Origin of the sequence: Neomoorella stamsii (assembly GCF_002995805.1) — a bacterium.
GTDB lineage: Bacteria > Bacillota > DSM-521 > Neomoorellales > Neomoorellaceae > Neomoorella > Neomoorella stamsii.
In genome coordinates, this window is record NZ_PVXL01000072.1 from 67,885 (window position 1) to 82,093 (window position 14,209).

The 14,209-nt window shown below is 53.0% G+C and carries 18 protein-coding genes; all 18 read right to left on the reverse strand.

The window, feature by feature from the left end; translation table 11 throughout:
• Positions 1-143: 143 nt before the first annotated feature.
• The 18 genes from MOST_RS15275 to MOST_RS15355 all read right to left on the reverse strand — a co-directional run bounded on the left by MOST_RS15275 (position 144) and on the right by MOST_RS15355 (position 14,208).
• Positions 144-599: a hypothetical protein gene (locus tag MOST_RS15275; protein WP_054937006.1), complete on the reverse strand. Its 456-nt coding sequence runs from the start codon at positions 597-599 to the stop codon at positions 144-146.
• Positions 596-820: a hypothetical protein gene (locus tag MOST_RS15280; protein ID WP_054937005.1), complete on the reverse strand. Its 225-nt coding sequence runs from the start codon at positions 818-820 to the stop codon at positions 596-598. The genes MOST_RS15275 and MOST_RS15280 overlap by 4 nt, the downstream gene beginning before the upstream one ends.
• Positions 817-1,065 carry a hypothetical protein gene (locus MOST_RS15285; protein ID WP_129588702.1) on the reverse strand — a complete coding sequence of 83 codons (249 nt, stop codon included), beginning with the start codon at positions 1,063-1,065 and terminating at the stop codon, positions 817-819. The genes MOST_RS15280 and MOST_RS15285 overlap by 4 nt, the downstream gene beginning before the upstream one ends.
• A gap of 197 nt (positions 1,066-1,262) precedes the next feature.
• A complete protein-coding gene (locus tag MOST_RS15290; protein ID WP_054937717.1) occupies positions 1,263-2,159 on the reverse strand; it encodes a DNA cytosine methyltransferase in 897 nt (298 codons plus the stop codon).
• Positions 2,160-2,195: 36 nt separating this feature from the next.
• Positions 2,196-2,519 carry a nucleoside triphosphate pyrophosphohydrolase family protein gene (locus tag MOST_RS15295; RefSeq protein ID WP_054937047.1) on the reverse strand — a complete coding sequence of 108 codons (324 nt, stop codon included), beginning with the start codon at positions 2,517-2,519 and terminating at the stop codon, positions 2,196-2,198.
• 98 nt (positions 2,520-2,617) lie between these two features.
• Positions 2,618-3,340, reverse strand: a complete 723-nt coding sequence (locus MOST_RS15300; protein WP_054937002.1) for a phosphoadenosine phosphosulfate reductase family protein — start codon at positions 3,338-3,340, stop codon at positions 2,618-2,620.
• Between the two features lie 2 nt (positions 3,341-3,342).
• Positions 3,343-3,750 carry a hypothetical protein gene (locus MOST_RS15305; protein WP_054937001.1) on the reverse strand — a complete coding sequence of 136 codons (408 nt, stop codon included), beginning with the start codon at positions 3,748-3,750 and terminating at the stop codon, positions 3,343-3,345.
• A gap of 16 nt (positions 3,751-3,766) precedes the next feature.
• Positions 3,767-4,282 (reverse strand): crossover junction endodeoxyribonuclease RuvC, encoded by a 516-nt coding sequence (locus tag MOST_RS15310; RefSeq protein WP_054937000.1) that lies wholly within the window; start codon positions 4,280-4,282, stop codon positions 3,767-3,769.
• 1 nt (position 4,283) lies between these two features.
• Positions 4,284-4,484, reverse strand: a complete 201-nt coding sequence (locus tag MOST_RS17030) for a hypothetical protein (protein ID WP_129588703.1) — start codon at positions 4,482-4,484, stop codon at positions 4,284-4,286.
• A 12-nt stretch (positions 4,485-4,496) separates the two neighbouring features.
• On the reverse strand, positions 4,497-5,003 hold the full coding sequence (locus tag MOST_RS15315; protein ID WP_054936999.1) for a hypothetical protein: 507 nt from the start codon (positions 5,001-5,003) through the stop codon (positions 4,497-4,499).
• Between the two features lie 422 nt (positions 5,004-5,425).
• Positions 5,426-8,389: a CHC2 zinc finger domain-containing protein gene (locus MOST_RS15320; RefSeq protein ID WP_054936998.1), complete on the reverse strand. Its 2,964-nt coding sequence runs from the start codon at positions 8,387-8,389 to the stop codon at positions 5,426-5,428.
• A 53-nt stretch (positions 8,390-8,442) separates the two neighbouring features.
• Positions 8,443-9,717: an ATP-dependent DNA helicase gene (locus MOST_RS15325; RefSeq protein WP_054936997.1), complete on the reverse strand. Its 1,275-nt coding sequence runs from the start codon at positions 9,715-9,717 to the stop codon at positions 8,443-8,445.
• On the reverse strand, positions 9,710-10,612 hold the full coding sequence (locus tag MOST_RS15330; RefSeq protein ID WP_244267065.1) for a helix-hairpin-helix domain-containing protein: 903 nt from the start codon (positions 10,610-10,612) through the stop codon (positions 9,710-9,712). The genes MOST_RS15325 and MOST_RS15330 overlap by 8 nt, the downstream gene beginning before the upstream one ends.
• 31 nt (positions 10,613-10,643) lie before the next feature.
• On the reverse strand, positions 10,644-10,841 hold the full coding sequence (locus MOST_RS15335) for a hypothetical protein (protein ID WP_054936995.1): 198 nt from the start codon (positions 10,839-10,841) through the stop codon (positions 10,644-10,646).
• Positions 10,831-11,835, reverse strand: coding sequence for a metallophosphoesterase family protein (locus tag MOST_RS15340; protein ID WP_054936994.1), 1,005 nt, complete (start codon positions 11,833-11,835; stop codon positions 10,831-10,833). Before MOST_RS15340 ends, MOST_RS15335 begins: the two co-directional genes overlap by 11 nt.
• On the reverse strand, positions 11,832-12,497 hold the full coding sequence (locus MOST_RS15345; protein ID WP_054936993.1) for a P-loop NTPase family protein: 666 nt from the start codon (positions 12,495-12,497) through the stop codon (positions 11,832-11,834). The genes MOST_RS15340 and MOST_RS15345 overlap by 4 nt, the downstream gene beginning before the upstream one ends.
• 7 nt (positions 12,498-12,504) lie before the next feature.
• Positions 12,505-12,741 carry a hypothetical protein gene (locus MOST_RS15350; RefSeq protein ID WP_054936992.1) on the reverse strand — a complete coding sequence of 79 codons (237 nt, stop codon included), beginning with the start codon at positions 12,739-12,741 and terminating at the stop codon, positions 12,505-12,507.
• Between the two features lie 3 nt (positions 12,742-12,744).
• On the reverse strand, positions 12,745-14,208 hold the full coding sequence (locus MOST_RS15355; protein WP_054936991.1) for an AAA family ATPase: 1,464 nt from the start codon (positions 14,206-14,208) through the stop codon (positions 12,745-12,747).
• Between the last annotated feature and the right edge of the window lies 1 nt (position 14,209).

Consider the following 14,209-nt stretch of genomic DNA (forward strand, 5'->3'; position numbering starts at 1 on the left):
GCAAAAGGAGGAACTTTCCTTCATACAAATACCGACATTTTCCAACATAAAAGCCGCCCTCCCGGACGGCTCCACACATACCATATTACCACACTTTTTACCATAAATCTGTCTACTTTTTTTCCAAGTTTACTCCGCCATGCCTATATGGCTTTCAACGCCCCCAACCCAAACAACCTCACTGCAAATATCCTAATGGCCCGGTTTTTGATATCGTAAACACTCTGTCGGCTACTATACCCCAGCTCCTCCGCTATCTCTTCTTTGGACTTCTTTTCAATATACCACTTTCTCAATACCTGTCCGTATAACTCACACCCGGGCTCACGGCTGATTTCTTCAAGTATCTTATCTATTTCGCTAAGGGCTGTCTGGGTCTCTTCCCGGCACTCAACCAATTTCTGTAATTCAAATAAAGTGTTAAGTGTTTCATCATACCTGCCAGACTTTATTCCGGTTTCATCAAAACAAATTGCAGTAACTTCCCTGGGGGCTGCTCGTCCAATAAGCCTTGCAATTTGCCTATTTATATTTTCCAGGCTCTTATATAAGTCATGATAATATCTAAGATAGTTTTCAGCCTCTTTAATGTAGTTCACCGTGCCACCCCCACTGGAATATGTGCCGCCTTCTCCCCCGGCAGCAATCCTCCCAGGCCTGGTTTAGGGCGCTCTTCCATCAACCGTTTCAAAGCCCTAAACCTCAACCTAACCCTCCCTTGGGTCAGTGCTACCGAAAACAACTCACCAGCTTCCCAGTCCAGTAATTCGCTATATACTTCCGGCTGTTTTATTGCCACATACTCGCCAACCGTTATCACCCGGCTTCTTCCTCCCTGATTACCGTCACCACGTCCCAGCCGCCAAACAAACTGGGCACGCATATTGCCACCAAGCCATCTTCGACGGGTACCTTCACCCCCAGCCGCTCGTTTGGCTGGACCCCTACCCTGAGCATCCCCTGTAGCCGGCGGGCAACTTTGTTACCGAGTTTTTTGGGGTTTTTCCCGCCGCGAATTTCTACCCGGTCCGCGGCGTGCCTGGCCATTCGTACTCGCCGGCTCATGGCGACCACACCCGGGTAAGCTCGTCACCTACCAGCTGCCATTCGGGCTCGGCGAAAAGCCTCTCGCAACTCATGCACCGCCAACGGCGGATCTCATCGCCGAAAAACACCTCATGTACCGGGCCGTCACAACGAGGGCAGGTTAACGTTGCCCCATGTGGACCGCCTCCTCTTTCGCACTTTCTTTGGAGTGTGAATTAATCGCATTTCTCAAACTCTAATATTTTCCTTCCTATCCACCTCGCAACTGGCACACATACTGCATTACCAAGCATCTTGTACCTTGCACTATCGCTTTCACCCTCAGTCCAATTATCAGGGAAACCCTGTAATCTTTCACATTCCAAAGGCGTTAATCGCCTAACATATACTTCATCTTGAATTACATAAGTATCGCTACTTGGTTCTAACCGCTGACCACAACGGCTGGTCAACGAATAAGCCACCAAGAAATCTACTTCTGACGCTATGCCAGCTGGGCGGTTTTTTCCAGCGCCGCTTGCAAGGAGTGAGGCAACAACCTCCCTCGTTTTTCGGCGCGGCGGAGAATCCCCCTCGCAGCTTTCGGGCTCAAACAGTACTTTTGCAGGTGCGGCCCAGGGCTTTCCAAGATGTCCGACAATGAACACACGGCGGCGTCTCTGGGCCACTCCGAAGTATTGAGCGTCAAGCACACGGTAGGCGTACCCATACCCGAGTTTCGCCAGCGACCAGAGGACGGTTCCCATGTCTCTTCCCCCGTTTGACGACAAAAGGCCAAGGACGTTTTCAATGACCACCCAGCGGGGGCGGAGACCAGCAACAATACGTACGAACTCAAAGAAGAGACCGGATCTCTCTCCAGCCAACCCAGCACGTTTTCCAGCCACGCTGAGGTCTTGACAGGGGAAGCCTCCGCAAATAAGGTCAACTGGTTCCAATTTTGCTGGTTTAATTGTACGAATATCGCCATAGCGCTTCACCTTAGGCCAGTGCTTTTCTAATACCCTACTGCAGGCTTGGTCTATTTCCACCTGCCAAACTACTTTCATCCCTACTAGCTCGAAGCCTAAATCAAATCCACCAATACCGGTGAACAAACTACCTACCCGCATTTCTCCTCCCCTTATTGCGCTTAATAAACATACTGCCTAATAAGCCCTCTCCCGGCTTCTTTCCTCGCTGAATCCTTCAGGATACCTCTTCTTCAGCTTCTCGATATTCCGATCGGCAATCCTGTCTAAGTAAAGGTCGGCCGTATTAGCGATAGTGGCTATATACCAGAGCAAATCCCCCAACTCCTCGGCCAACTTATTCTTGTCCAGCGGGTGGCCGTGGAAGCAAACCTTTTTGAGGTAGTCCACCACCTCACCGGTTTCGCCGGCAAGGCCCATCGCGAAATTAACGTATCGCTGTTCCTTTGGTATTTGTTTAGCCGTCCGCTCGGCAGCCAGCTGGTACTGATAAAAATTCATAAATCCATCAATCCTTTCTAGGAAATTGGACCCGGCGCCGGGATTTGAACCCGGCCTCCCCCGCCGTGCTACGGAGACGCGTCCCCAGCGCCGCCGGGTCAAATTGTACAAATCAGGCATGGCTCTCCTTCCGGCTCAGGCCAGAGCTTTAGTTGTTGCTCGTCCATAGTCCTCATCGCTTCTAGAGTCCAGCCTTGCCGCCAAGTGTAACCCTTCTCAGTTAGTCGAATAGCTTCTTTTTCCCATTCTTCGGCCAGAGCGTATAGAGTAGGATGATGTTTTAATAGTCCCTTCCAGTCACTGGCCTTCTGAAAGAAACAACAAAAGCAGGATACGTTACTGCGCCATTTATAAACCGGATTAAGCAAGTCATATTTACCGCAAAGTTTTATTACGTCTTTCTTCCCTATTCCCGCTTTGACAAGAGGAAAAACGAATACATGATTGCCACATCGCGGTTTTCGCTTGTAATTAATCCTTCGGGGTTCGTCTGCCCTTATGCCGTTGTAGACGACTTCTGCCCCTTGCTCCTTAAACCACCTATCCAGGGGAGTTTCTTTTAGCAATCGGGTACACCAGCGCAATCTAGGGCCGGGAAGCATGTATCCGTATTCTACTAAGTGTTGATAAAAAGACCCATTTGATACCACACGAAGGGGTTTATTTATTTGCCTAGCCAACCGTGGAAGCAGCCAATATGTCTCCGGTAATTCAGCCCCCGTATCGCTAAAAACCATCTCGAAATCCTCCCCTCGCTCCCAGAGAAGCAGGGCTAAGGCCGTACTATCCGCGCCGCCGCTTACGCAAACATACTGTTTCATCCTCACCCCGCCTTCCTGGCCAGCATCTCAATCTTAACTGTGCCGTCTTTCAGTTCCCACTGGCTCACCGTAACTTTATACCGGGGCAACTGCACCACGATAAACCGCCGGTAAACCGCATAGATCACGCCGGTGCACCAGTCCATATGTTTGTTTATCCCCATGCCATGCTTGATACCGACCTTTATCCTATCGCCTGGGGCAAACTCCCAGTCGCCCGTCCCCCGGCGGAAATTCCTATTGTTTGCCGGCATCCGGTTCGGGGGCAGCCCTCTGGCCTCACGCCAGGATTTTATACTGCCAGGGGGGCAGCCAACTAATTTGGCGATTTGGCTGTCTGTGTAGCCTTGCTGCCAGAGGTTGTAGCGGCGGGCGTCTTCTTCGGGCGCGATTTTAGGTTTGCGTTCCATTAGCCTCCCCTCTCTTTCATGCCGCCATATCTTTCTTCTTTATCGCTTTTACAATCTTAACCTGCTCCTGGGTTAATCCCTTAATATCTCCCAGAACAGCCTGGCCAATTTTAGCCAGCACAAAAGCGTCTGCTTCGTCGCTGCTGTCAAACTCCACCCCCCAGCGCTTGTAGACATCTCGGAGAATAATATCTTTAGGGGAATTCCCTTTCCCGGTCGCGAATTTCTTCACCTGTGTCGGCGCCACCTCAATCCAGGGTACCCGCTTCTGCGTCAGCAGCATCCGGATCATCCCGCCCAGCTCCCCCATCTGGTGGGCCTGATTACTCCGGGCGAAAGCGTAACCTTCTACTACTACCAGATCCGGCTTATATGCGAATAATCTTCTTTCAAGGATGTTTTGTAAGGTTAGCAGTCTTGCAATTCCTTTTTCTTTTACCTCCAGGGTTTCATGTAAGATAAGGTTTCCGTTTTCCAACGCTACCAGGCCGGTGCTGGTTAAACTGGGGTCTATGCCCATAACGGTTGGCATTTTAATTCCATCCTTCCTTTTCTGGCGGGATCATAGTCTTTGTTGTACGATAGCCGCAGTTAGGATTTAAACACCTTTCTTCAATTTCAATCCAATCATCCAATAAAATTCCAAGGTCGCAATATTTTTCTCTTACCCGCAATCTGTATTTACCGCATACCGGACATTCAGTGAAGTGTTCTGAACGAATTGATACAGCCATACCATATTCCCCTTAAAATAATTTCCCTTGTTCTATTTTAGGTTCTAATCCCAGCCACTCCCTCACCTCCACCGGTAAATCTTCAATCTTTACTTCCGTCCCCTGGGCCAGCATCAGAATTGTCTTCACTTCTTCTTTATACGGACCCAGGTATTTCGCTGTTATCTGTTTCCAATCATCCTCCCTCCACTCTCCGGGCAACAGTTTTAAATTGCCGGTAGGCATCTGCTGCACCCTGGCACCGCCGCACCGCAGCCCGTGCAGGGTACCGTAAAGCTGCTCCAGCTTGGGGTCGCCTTGGCAATACCAGTAGGCTTCAGTTAGCACCCTGATCCATAACTCGTGGTCTTCCGCCAGGTCCGGGCGCGGGTCATGCCAGTAAGTCTCGCAGTCCGGCGGCGGCTTGAGAGGGATAAATTTGAACTTGGGTGGCTGGCCGGTCAGGGTATTATTGCTACCGGGACCGGGGCTGGTCTGCCCGGCGGCCTGGCCCTGGAGGATCTGGCTGTAGCGGCCCATACCTATACCCCCCACCATATATTATTGGAAATTTTTAGGCGTTACCTGGGCTTCATACATCACCGGCCTTCTTATTGCTATGTTTTTTGAGTGTGCGTTACCTCTGTGGATAACCAGGTAACGCTTGAGGTAACAGTAGCTTAGGCCTTGATATTGCTCATTTTAGTTACCCCAGGGTGGTATTTTTGTTACCTCGTTACCTCTACAGCGGGAGGTAACATATTTTTGGAGAGAAAAGTTTTATTGAGGTAATCGGGGGAACCTAGTATATATCTCTTCTTTTTCTCTCAAAAAATTTTTCTACCCTAATCTCAGGTAACAAGGTAACACACCCCTAAAAAGACTAGTAATTTCAAGGCCTGAAGGGTGTTACCTGGGGCGTTACCTTTGCGTTACCTTAGAGGCAACAGAGGTAACGCCTTTTAAAAAGCTGGAGCCTGTTCCAGTGGTTTTTCTTTGGCTCTGATAGTTTCAACAAGGTCTAGTAAGACTTCTGGCATTTGAGCTATTTCAAGCATATGAACCTTCCGCGGCGTTCCGTTTAATCTTTTATTGATTACTCCGTCTTTCAAATAATAGGGTTCCTTCTGCAAATACCCTAAAATAGATTGCTTATCGAACGCCTCCCGGCCTGTTTTCTGCCGGAAGTATTTTGCCCAGGCGTCATATAGGCCCCTGAGATAAACCCCCAGGCGTCCTGCTTCCCCTTCGTCTTCATACAACCCGAAGAAATTCAGGTGGTTTATTTCCCCGCTCAACACCAAATAGTTGACGTCGCCCCAGAACTGGTTCAACATATGTTCTTCTTCCCCGGCTTGCTTGATCTGCTTGCATGTCTCCCCCACCCACCGGATAAATTTCTCATCCTGCAATACAACGGTATCAAAAGCCCCGGCGCAGATAGCCCAATTTTCCGCTGTCCTGTCGCTGACCTCCAGGGCCAGCAATGCCTGTTTTAATTCGGCTATGTTGGCCAGGATCTGAGGCTTCAGTCTTTCATAATTTGCAATCAGCCAGTACACAAATCCCGAGAACCGGCCTTTATTGGCATTCAACCAGTCGTACCAGGTCCGGTCGCGCTTATAAGCTGAAATCTGCAAGGGTATGCACCGGGTAAATAAACCGTTATCCTTCGGAAGTTCCTCGCCGCTGATCGCCACCGTAGCATGTACCGCGAAGCCCCTGGCCTGGAAGGCCGTCGCAGTGCCCTTGCCGGAAAGCTGCCGGTTGTAGGCCGACCGGAAGAAGCCATCTTTTTGGGTTATCCTGGCTTCATTCCGGTACTCGTCGAACCATACTCCCAGGCTACCATAGTAACTGAGCGCCCTGGCGATATAATTCTGGCTCGTCTCGGCCAGGCCCACGCCGTCATTTTCTATGCCGAAAAATGCCATGATCCACCTCATAAAAGTTGACTTGCCGCTTTCCCGCTTGCCGTGCGGGAATAGTATCGGCAGGCATTTATACTGCTGGAATATATCCTCGCTGAAGATAGTCGCTATCACCCAGCCTATCCCCATATAAGCCTCATAGCCGCCTACCGACTGCCGGAGCTTCTGGGCGATATCGACGATATCTACCGGCGTTTCCCGCAGGGCCGGGATGGCATCTTCAATGCTCTCTCCCCTGGCGCCGATCTGTAAGGATTGAGGCTTGTACCCCTTGCCGTCAATCCAGATTATCCCGTCGTTGTCCGGCCGGTAGACCTTGCCTTTGTGGATGGCCAGGTTGCCGAAAAGCCATAAATCCTTATTTATCCTGCCAATCCTGTCCGGCATGTAGATCAGTTCCCCTGTATCCCTCAAAAACTCCAGCTTCCAGATATTGAGCAGGTCCTGGCTTGTCCCTTCAAAGACGTAATTCCCTTTGCTGAAACAGAACTTCTTAAATTCGTTAACCCCGGCCATGTTTTGCGGCTCCAGGGGGAATACCGCCGAAACTTCGCCGTACTCGTTGACCAGTTCCACGTTGCGGATAACGCCGTCCGGCGTGAAGAAAGACGACTTAATGTTGATTACGAAATTAGAAATCGTCTCCTCATAAGTCTCACTTCCCTTGTGCCGGGTAGCAACGTATTTATTGAACTCCCGGCGCACCGGCACTTTGGTAAAATGCCGGGTTATCTTGCGCCGGACAATCCTTTTTGCTTCTTCCGACAGGCCGTCTAGGTATTCTTCCGGCGGTACCGCCGCCGCGATAACCTGCTCAATCTCCTGGCGAGTCCTCCCCTGGGCCAGGGCGCCGTCAAAATCGATCTTACCCTTTACCCGCCACTCGTCTGGCAGCCAGCCGACCCGGGCAATAAACCCCGCCCGGCCTAGTTTGTAGGCCATTATGTAGGACCAAAATTGGGTATCGTAACGGTCCTCGACTTTCTCTTTGAAGTTTGGGAAGGCCGGGTTATCTTTTATCTCGTTGTCAAAGATCACCGTAACCTTTCTTACCTGGAACTCCCGCAGCAGTTCTACCAGGCGATCAAGGTTTTTGGCGCCGAAACTGCTTACCCCGGGGACGGCCAGGGCTGCGAAACCCCACTGGTGGAGAGCTGCCGCTTTGAATTCGCCCTCGGTCAGCACAATATGTTCCGGGTTACCGTCCAGTAATGTCCGGCAATAAGGCTGGCTTGGCAGGCCTTTAAACCCTAGCTTATGCGGCCGCAGGTGGTATACCCTGCCGGTTTCGTCCAGGTAGGGTATCAGCACCCGGCCGTCCAGGAGTTGATCGTTTGTTACCAGGCTGCCGTTGACCTCTACCAGGATGCCGGCGGCTTTAAGTTCTTCCTCTGTAAATTCCTCCCGGAGCTTGTCCACCGCCCCCTGCACCTGGGGCCCACCGGAACGAAACATAAATCTATCTATAGTTTTATCCGTGAAACCGCGCTGGCTTTTTAGCTTGTCCCGGTGGTCCCCGGTCAGGGTTGTTAGTTCGATAAACCGCTGGTAGATAGAAGTGTTAACCTGGGATGGCCGGTCCTGGATTGCAGGAGGGGATCCTACCTGCTTCTCGCCTCCGCTGTTTTTGGAGTTTTTTTTATTGTCTTTGCCCTTTACTAGGGTTAAGCTGGGTTTTTGTGAGGAAGCCTTAGTCCTTTTAGCAGGCTTCTTAACCTCCCATTTAAGCCCGGCCATTTCGACAAGCTCTTTGAAAGCTTCCTTCCCGCTTATCCCCCTGGCCCTGGCCAGGAAAGAAGTAATGCCGCCCTTCTCATTGCACTTGTAGCAGAGCCACTTCCCGGTTCTTCTATTGAAGTAGAAGTGTTTTTCCTCCCGGCAGAAAGGGCAGTCCGCTTCCCATTCGTCACCGTGCTGCTTGCGCAGGGTTACCCCGTTTGCGCTGAAAACCGCTTCAACGTTTATATTTGCCAGGACTTCATCCAGAGTAGCCAATACGGTATCACCTCTCCCCTGCAAGGGGTTCTATCTCTGCGCTGCTTCTTTATTTATCCTGCTGCAAGCAACTCCCTCAGCCGGCTGTTCCTGGTGGCTATCTTGTTGTTTCTTACTGCCATTTCCACTGCATCCGGCTGGCAGATAATGGTCAACTTCTTCTTTGCCCTGGTAATAGCTGTGTAGAAGAGGTTCCGCGCCAGCATGATATAATGTGATTTCGTCAACGTTACAATGGCCACCGGGGCCTCGCCCCCCTGGGCCTTGTGGATCGTGCTGGCATACGCCAGGGTAAGCAGGTCGGCGCTTTCATCCTCGTCGCTAAAAAACACCGGTTCTTCAAGTCCATCAATCTCCACCAGGATACCCCGTTCCTTGCCGGTCACTATTTCCCGAACTATTCCCAGGTCGCCGTTGAATACCCCCAGGTGGTAGTTATTCTTAATCACCATAACCTTGTCCCCCAGCCGGTATTCCCCGCTGCTTAACCGTATCGCCGGCTTATCCTCCCCGGCCGGGTTCAACGCCTCCCGCACCATCGCGTTCAGGTTCGCCACGCCGTCAACGCCCTTTTTCATGGGGGCCATCACTAATACCCCCATCAGGCCGTATTGCCTGACCGCTTCCAGGGCCTTGTCCCGTACAATTTCCGGTATCCGGTCCCTATCCTCTACCTGGATAACCTCCACATCCGGCAGGCGCGTCCAGTTCTCCGGCAGCTTACCCTGTCTTACTGCGTCGGCCAGTAGGGCGATACCGCTGCCCTCAGCCTGGCGATAAACGTAGGTCAGCCTGGTCGTCGGCACCGCGCCGGAAGCTATCAGGTCGCGGAGGACGCTACCGGGGCCGACTGAAGGGAGTTGGTCCACGTCGCCGATTAAGACGGTTGTCAGGGTGTCCGGTATAGCCCGGAAAAGGTCGCGGGCCAGGAGAATATCACACATCGATACTTCATCCAGCAGCAATAGCCCCGGCCCCGGTAAGGGGTTTATCTCGTCATGTTCGAAGCAATCATATTGCGGCTTATAACGTAGTAACCGGTGAATAGTTTTCGCTTCGTGCCCCGTTACTTCGGTCATCCTTTTTGCCGCCCTGCCGGTAGGGGCGGCCAGGTAAATATAGCGGTCCGGGTAAAGCTGTTTGTAGGCGGCTAGGATGCCTTTGGTGACAGTGGTCTTGCCGACGCCGGGGCCACCTGTGACAATGCTCAATTTATGGGTAAGTGCTTTAATGATGGCTTCTTTTTGGGCCTCGTTGTAAGTAATCCTAAACCGCTTTTCAACGTCTGCAATTAAATCCTGCGCAATCAAATCCTGTAATTCAGCCATTTCCTGCCACCATTCCTCTCACCCTGCCGGCAAGTTCCTTTTCTGCCTCGTACATTTTCGCATAGTAAATGCAGTCGCCTTCCCGCACGACCTCACCCCGTTCCTGCAATGCCTTCACCGCCGCCGCCACCGGCGCTACTTCAACCCTCATCCCCAGGGCCTCCGGTAACCTGGCCATAATCTCGCTGGGCCGCAGGTAACAGTGGCCGTCGTTTCCCGCTTCGTTTAGCAGCCATTTTACCGCCGCTTTGATACGGTAGGGACTATCTTCTGGGATCCCCACGGCCCTGGCTATTTTGTCGGCCGTCTTAAACCCCACGCCGAACATCTCGTCGGCCAGGACGTAGGGGTTCTCCTTGACCACGTCTAAGCTTTCCGCCCCGTATTGTTTATAAATCTTTGCCGCCAGCCGGGGAGTAATCCCCTGCCCGCAGATAAGTGCCGTTAGTTCGGCCAGAACGCGGTTCTCTGTTAGGGCCTTATGGATTTCCTCGGCCTGTTCCGGGGTAACGCCGGGCACTTTTGCCAGGACACCGGGGTCAGCCTGGATTTTATCCAGGCAGTCATCCCTCAGGGTCTCCACGATGCGCCCGGCCTTAACTGGGCCAATGCCGGTAGCCACGCTGCACAGGTAGGATATAAGCCCTTCCCGGCTGCTGGGCATCAGCATCTGGTGTTCTGTAAAAGCAAACTGCTTGCCAAATTTAGGATGGGTTTTCCAGGTACCGGTGAACTCATACTCGTCGCCGGTGCGGATGGAAGGCATGTAGCCCACGGCGGTAACGCCGTTGTCCAGGGCCAAAATGCAGTAGCTGTTGTCTGGGTTATGGAAGCGGACGCGCTCAATTTTGGCGGTTATTTTTTCTTGCTGTTCTGGATCGATTTTGGCGGCCATAGAGGGCACTACTTAACCCTCCTTTCCCTGTCTACGCATTTATTAAATCATTGATAGCTTCTCTTAAATCTTTAATCAATAAAATTGCCGTATTAGCGTCCAGATACATTCTCATTTCTTTGCCTTCTCGGTCCGTAAACATCAAGGGGATAAGATTAGCACCATCTGGGGATTCCACCCACACGGATAAGTGGCAGATGTCTTTACCGCATTTGCATTTATAGGCCATTCTTATCCCCTCCCAACGCTTCCCTGGCCCGGCCAATGCGGTTCAGGGCCTCCTTGACCACTGCTGCCGGCAGTTCCTCCCGTTTGGCAATGTCGTCGATAATCTCCTGGATCTCCAGGAACTTCGCTTCTCCCTCGGCGGCCAGGAGGCCCAGGAAGCGGTTGATGCGTTCTTCCCGTTCCTGTTCGGCTTCCAGGTGGTCGCGGGAAAGGACCTCATATCCTGGCCGGGCGGATTTCAGTGGTACCAGATAGGCCTCAGCTTCCCCATTCTCTACCTGCAGGACAGCCACCTGGACCTGGCGTTCCATCTCAGCAGGGTTGGCGCTCAGCCGGCACAGAGCGCCCGGGTTGATAAACAGGACGCCATCCTCGCGGCGTTTGACGCCGAAGCCCAGGTGCTCATGGCCCGATATTATAACCTTGGCCGTGGTCCTCACGTCCCGGATCAGGGTATGGCGCATATCGAAGCCGGGAGGCTTCTGCATTAACATGGAATGGACCACGCGAATGGATACGCCTTCAAATCCTTTTGGCAAGGCAGCCGGGCTAAATTGGGCCATGCCTAATTCGGTGTCGGTTTCGGTGTTATAGCCGTGGCCGGTTACCAGCAGATCCGGAACGCGCCATCCTGTTTCTCCTGTTTCGTAAGGTTCCTGTTCCAAGTCCCAAAGCAGCTCTAACCTGGCCAATAGCCCGAAAGGGGTCCGGTACTTGCTGCCCGGATTGCTTCCCCAGATGTCGTGGTTGCCGTGCACTGCAAGCACCTTGCATGGAGCCTGTTGCAAGAGATAAGCAAGATCGGCGATAGTACCCAGCGCCGTCCCCGGGCTATCGAATACATCGCCCGGTACAATAATGGCTTCAGCTTCGTGTTCCTGGGCCAGGTTAAAAACTTCATAAATCTTATGGGTCATGGCTTCCTGGAAATTGTCCATCCGCGCCCGGGGATTAGTCCCCCGGAAATGCCAGTCGCCGGTTACGATGAATTTCATGCCCGCCGCACCTCACTTATCCCGTCTCGCTGGCTTACCTGGTAGCTCACGTCAGCTACTTCGGCCAGCGCCGCCTGGTGTGTGATTAAAATTACCTGCCGTACCGTCTTCCGGGCATATTCTTTCAAGAAGACCGCCACGTTCGGGGCATAATTGGCGGACACGTGCTTCCCTACCTCGTCCAGCAGTACCGGACCGCCCGGCTTCGGCCGGGCCAGTTCCAGCAGGGCCAGGCGCAGGGCCAGGCTCACCACGTCGCTTACCCCGCCACCGCGGGTTCCCTCTGGTTCGCCAGCGAAAACGAACTCCCCGTATTTGCTGACTACCTCCCAATCGGCCGCCGCCTGCCCGCGCTCCTGGCGAAGGTTGACGCGGAACTCCAGGCCGTCATCCTCAAATATGGCTTGAAGGGCAGCAGTGACGGTAGCTTCAATCTTCTGGCGCAGCTGCTCCCTGGCGTACTCGGATACTTTTACAAAGAGGGTCTGTACCAGCTGCCAGACTCTGATGTCCTCCTGGGCCTGTTCCAGCTCGGCCAGCTTCTCTTCTTTAGTGCGTTCCAGGTAGGCCAGTTGCCCGGCGGCCCGGTCGTAGTCGGACCGCAGGGCCGCCAGGGCGTTTTCGATTTTTTGCAGGCGATTATCGTGGGTAGAAGAAGTCATTCTTCCTCTACCCCCTCAGCAGTTCTTCTGCTTTGGCAAGGTTGTCCTCGATCTCAGCCTCCAGCCGGGCGATCTCCTCATCCAGGGTTTCCGGGGCCACGCCTAACGCGGCAAGCTCTGCCATGATCTCTTCCTTTTGTTTGTTGTAGGTTTCCAAGTTGGCCTCCGCTTTGGCTCTTTCGGCTTTCCCCTTTTCGATTTGGGCTTTTAGGTTATTAAGCCGGGCGGCGATATTATCGGTCATTGTTTACACAGCCTCCTTTAGAATGGCGATTTGCTGGTTAGTGATTTCCTGGCCGCAGGTCGGGCAGCGGCCTGCCGCCAGCAGGGCGTCGTAATAAGCCCCTTCCAATTCGGCAACGCGGTTTTCATATAATACGGCCTGCTGCCGGGCTGTTTCGATATCCTTTTTGATGCGGTCCAGCTTGGCGGCCAGGGAGATAATCTGCTGGCGGCAAGTTATTCCCGTTTCCGCCGCTTCTATACAAGACGTAGCTGCATCAATGTTTTTCCAACCGTCCAGGACCAATACCGCTCTGGCTATTTCTTTGGCAACAGTTATTAGCTTTTGCCCTAAACTACCAAGTTGCGTATACCGTTCATATAATTCCGCCGCCCGGAGAGCAGCCGCCGCACCTTCGTCTAACCCGCACCAGCGTTGTAAGATTTGCTGGCCGGCAATTATGCCTGCTGTTGCAATGGCCAACCTGCTTGTCATCCGCTGCAGAACATCTTTCCTGGCCGCCACCTCGCTGGCATTGGTCATGGCCGCTTCTGCTTTTTCCAGACCGGCCCACTTTTGCAGGATACCCTGGCTGGAAGCTATGCCGTTTTCTGCTGCCGCCAGCCTAGATGCCAGGCGGCGCAGGATATCCGTCCTGGCCGCAGTCATTTCTGCCCCGGCCAGGATGTTTTCCGCTTCCTCCAGGCCCCGCCAGCGCCAGATAATCATTCTGGCCTGAGAGATAGCATCCTCACACTGGTACAATCTTTCCTGGCATACAACTAGTTTATCCCGCCGTTCCGCGGCGGCCTTAGCCTGGCCTACCAGGGCTTCAATTGCCTCAATTCGCACTTTCATGGCCGGCAGGTAGTCGAACCCCCGGATTTTTTCCTCCAGTCCGGCAATCTCGCTGGTCAGCCGCTTTTCGTCCTGGCCGCGGCGGTACAGATCGGCGGCCAGCTGCTTCGCGGCGTAGTCCACCTCTTCCGTCCCGGCCAGTTTGCCTAAAACCTTCGCCCTAGCCCCGGCGGAGATAGATTTCCCCAAGAAAGGGCCGTCAAGCTGCTCGGCCAGGTTAAGGTTTAACTCCAGGTCGCCGATCTGGACCGGCATAACGCCGGTAAGCTGTTGGATCTCCAGGGGCACATTGACGCCGAAGCCGGCAAAAGCTTCTTTCTCGTCATTCGGGGTGACGATCTCATAGGAATTTTTGCTCCCACGGGAACGGTTTCTAATAACCCTGGTCCCGTCTGCCAGGGTGAGAACGACGGTAGCTTCCCTGGCCCCTACCCGGATGAAGTCCGTGCCCTGGGGGGTGTTGAAGTACAGCCAGCGCAGGGCGCGAAGGATAGCTGTTTTGCCGGAATCGGAAGGGCCAGTTATGACGGTTAGCTGGCCTGCTGGGGCAGGCTCGATTTTAGTAGTTTTGTGGGATTGGAAGTTTTCTATGAGCAGGGACTTAATTTCCATAGTGTAATCTCTTTCCATA

Bases quoted from the DNA above. Each gene is read 5' to 3' on its own strand.
- MOST_RS15345 (WP_054936993.1), bottom strand. From the start codon at position 12,497: ATGACTTCTTCTACCCACGATAATCGCCTGCAAAAAATCGAAAACGCC.
- MOST_RS15310 (WP_054937000.1), bottom strand. From the start codon at position 4,282: ATGCCAACCGTTATGGGCATAGACCCCAGTTTAACCAGCACCGGCCTG.
- MOST_RS15355 (WP_054936991.1), bottom strand. From the start codon at position 14,208: ATGGAAAGAGATTACACTATGGAAATTAAGTCCCTGCTCATAGAAAAC.
- MOST_RS15330 (WP_244267065.1), bottom strand. From the start codon at position 10,612: ATGGCCGCCAAAATCGATCCAGAACAGCAAGAAAAAATAACCGCCAAA.
- MOST_RS15295 (WP_054937047.1), bottom strand. From the start codon at position 2,519: ATGAATTTTTATCAGTACCAGCTGGCTGCCGAGCGGACGGCTAAACAA.
- MOST_RS15340 (WP_054936994.1), bottom strand. From the start codon at position 11,835: ATGAAATTCATCGTAACCGGCGACTGGCATTTCCGGGGGACTAATCCC.
- MOST_RS15305 (WP_054937001.1), bottom strand. From the start codon at position 3,750: ATGGAACGCAAACCTAAAATCGCGCCCGAAGAAGACGCCCGCCGCTAC.
- MOST_RS15350 (WP_054936992.1), bottom strand. From the start codon at position 12,741: ATGACCGATAATATCGCCGCCCGGCTTAATAACCTAAAAGCCCAAATC.
- MOST_RS15325 (WP_054936997.1), bottom strand. From the start codon at position 9,717: ATGGCTGAATTACAGGATTTGATTGCGCAGGATTTAATTGCAGACGTT.
- MOST_RS15315 (WP_054936999.1), bottom strand. From the start codon at position 5,003: ATGGGCCGCTACAGCCAGATCCTCCAGGGCCAGGCCGCCGGGCAGACC.
- MOST_RS17030 (WP_129588703.1), bottom strand. From the start codon at position 4,484: ATGGCTGTATCAATTCGTTCAGAACACTTCACTGAATGTCCGGTATGC.
- MOST_RS15285 (WP_129588702.1), bottom strand. From the start codon at position 1,065: ATGAGCCGGCGAGTACGAATGGCCAGGCACGCCGCGGACCGGGTAGAA.
- MOST_RS15335 (WP_054936995.1), bottom strand. From the start codon at position 10,841: ATGGCCTATAAATGCAAATGCGGTAAAGACATCTGCCACTTATCCGTG.
- MOST_RS15300 (WP_054937002.1), bottom strand. From the start codon at position 3,340: ATGAAACAGTATGTTTGCGTAAGCGGCGGCGCGGATAGTACGGCCTTA.
- MOST_RS15290 (WP_054937717.1), bottom strand. From the start codon at position 2,159: ATGCGGGTAGGTAGTTTGTTCACCGGTATTGGTGGATTTGATTTAGGC.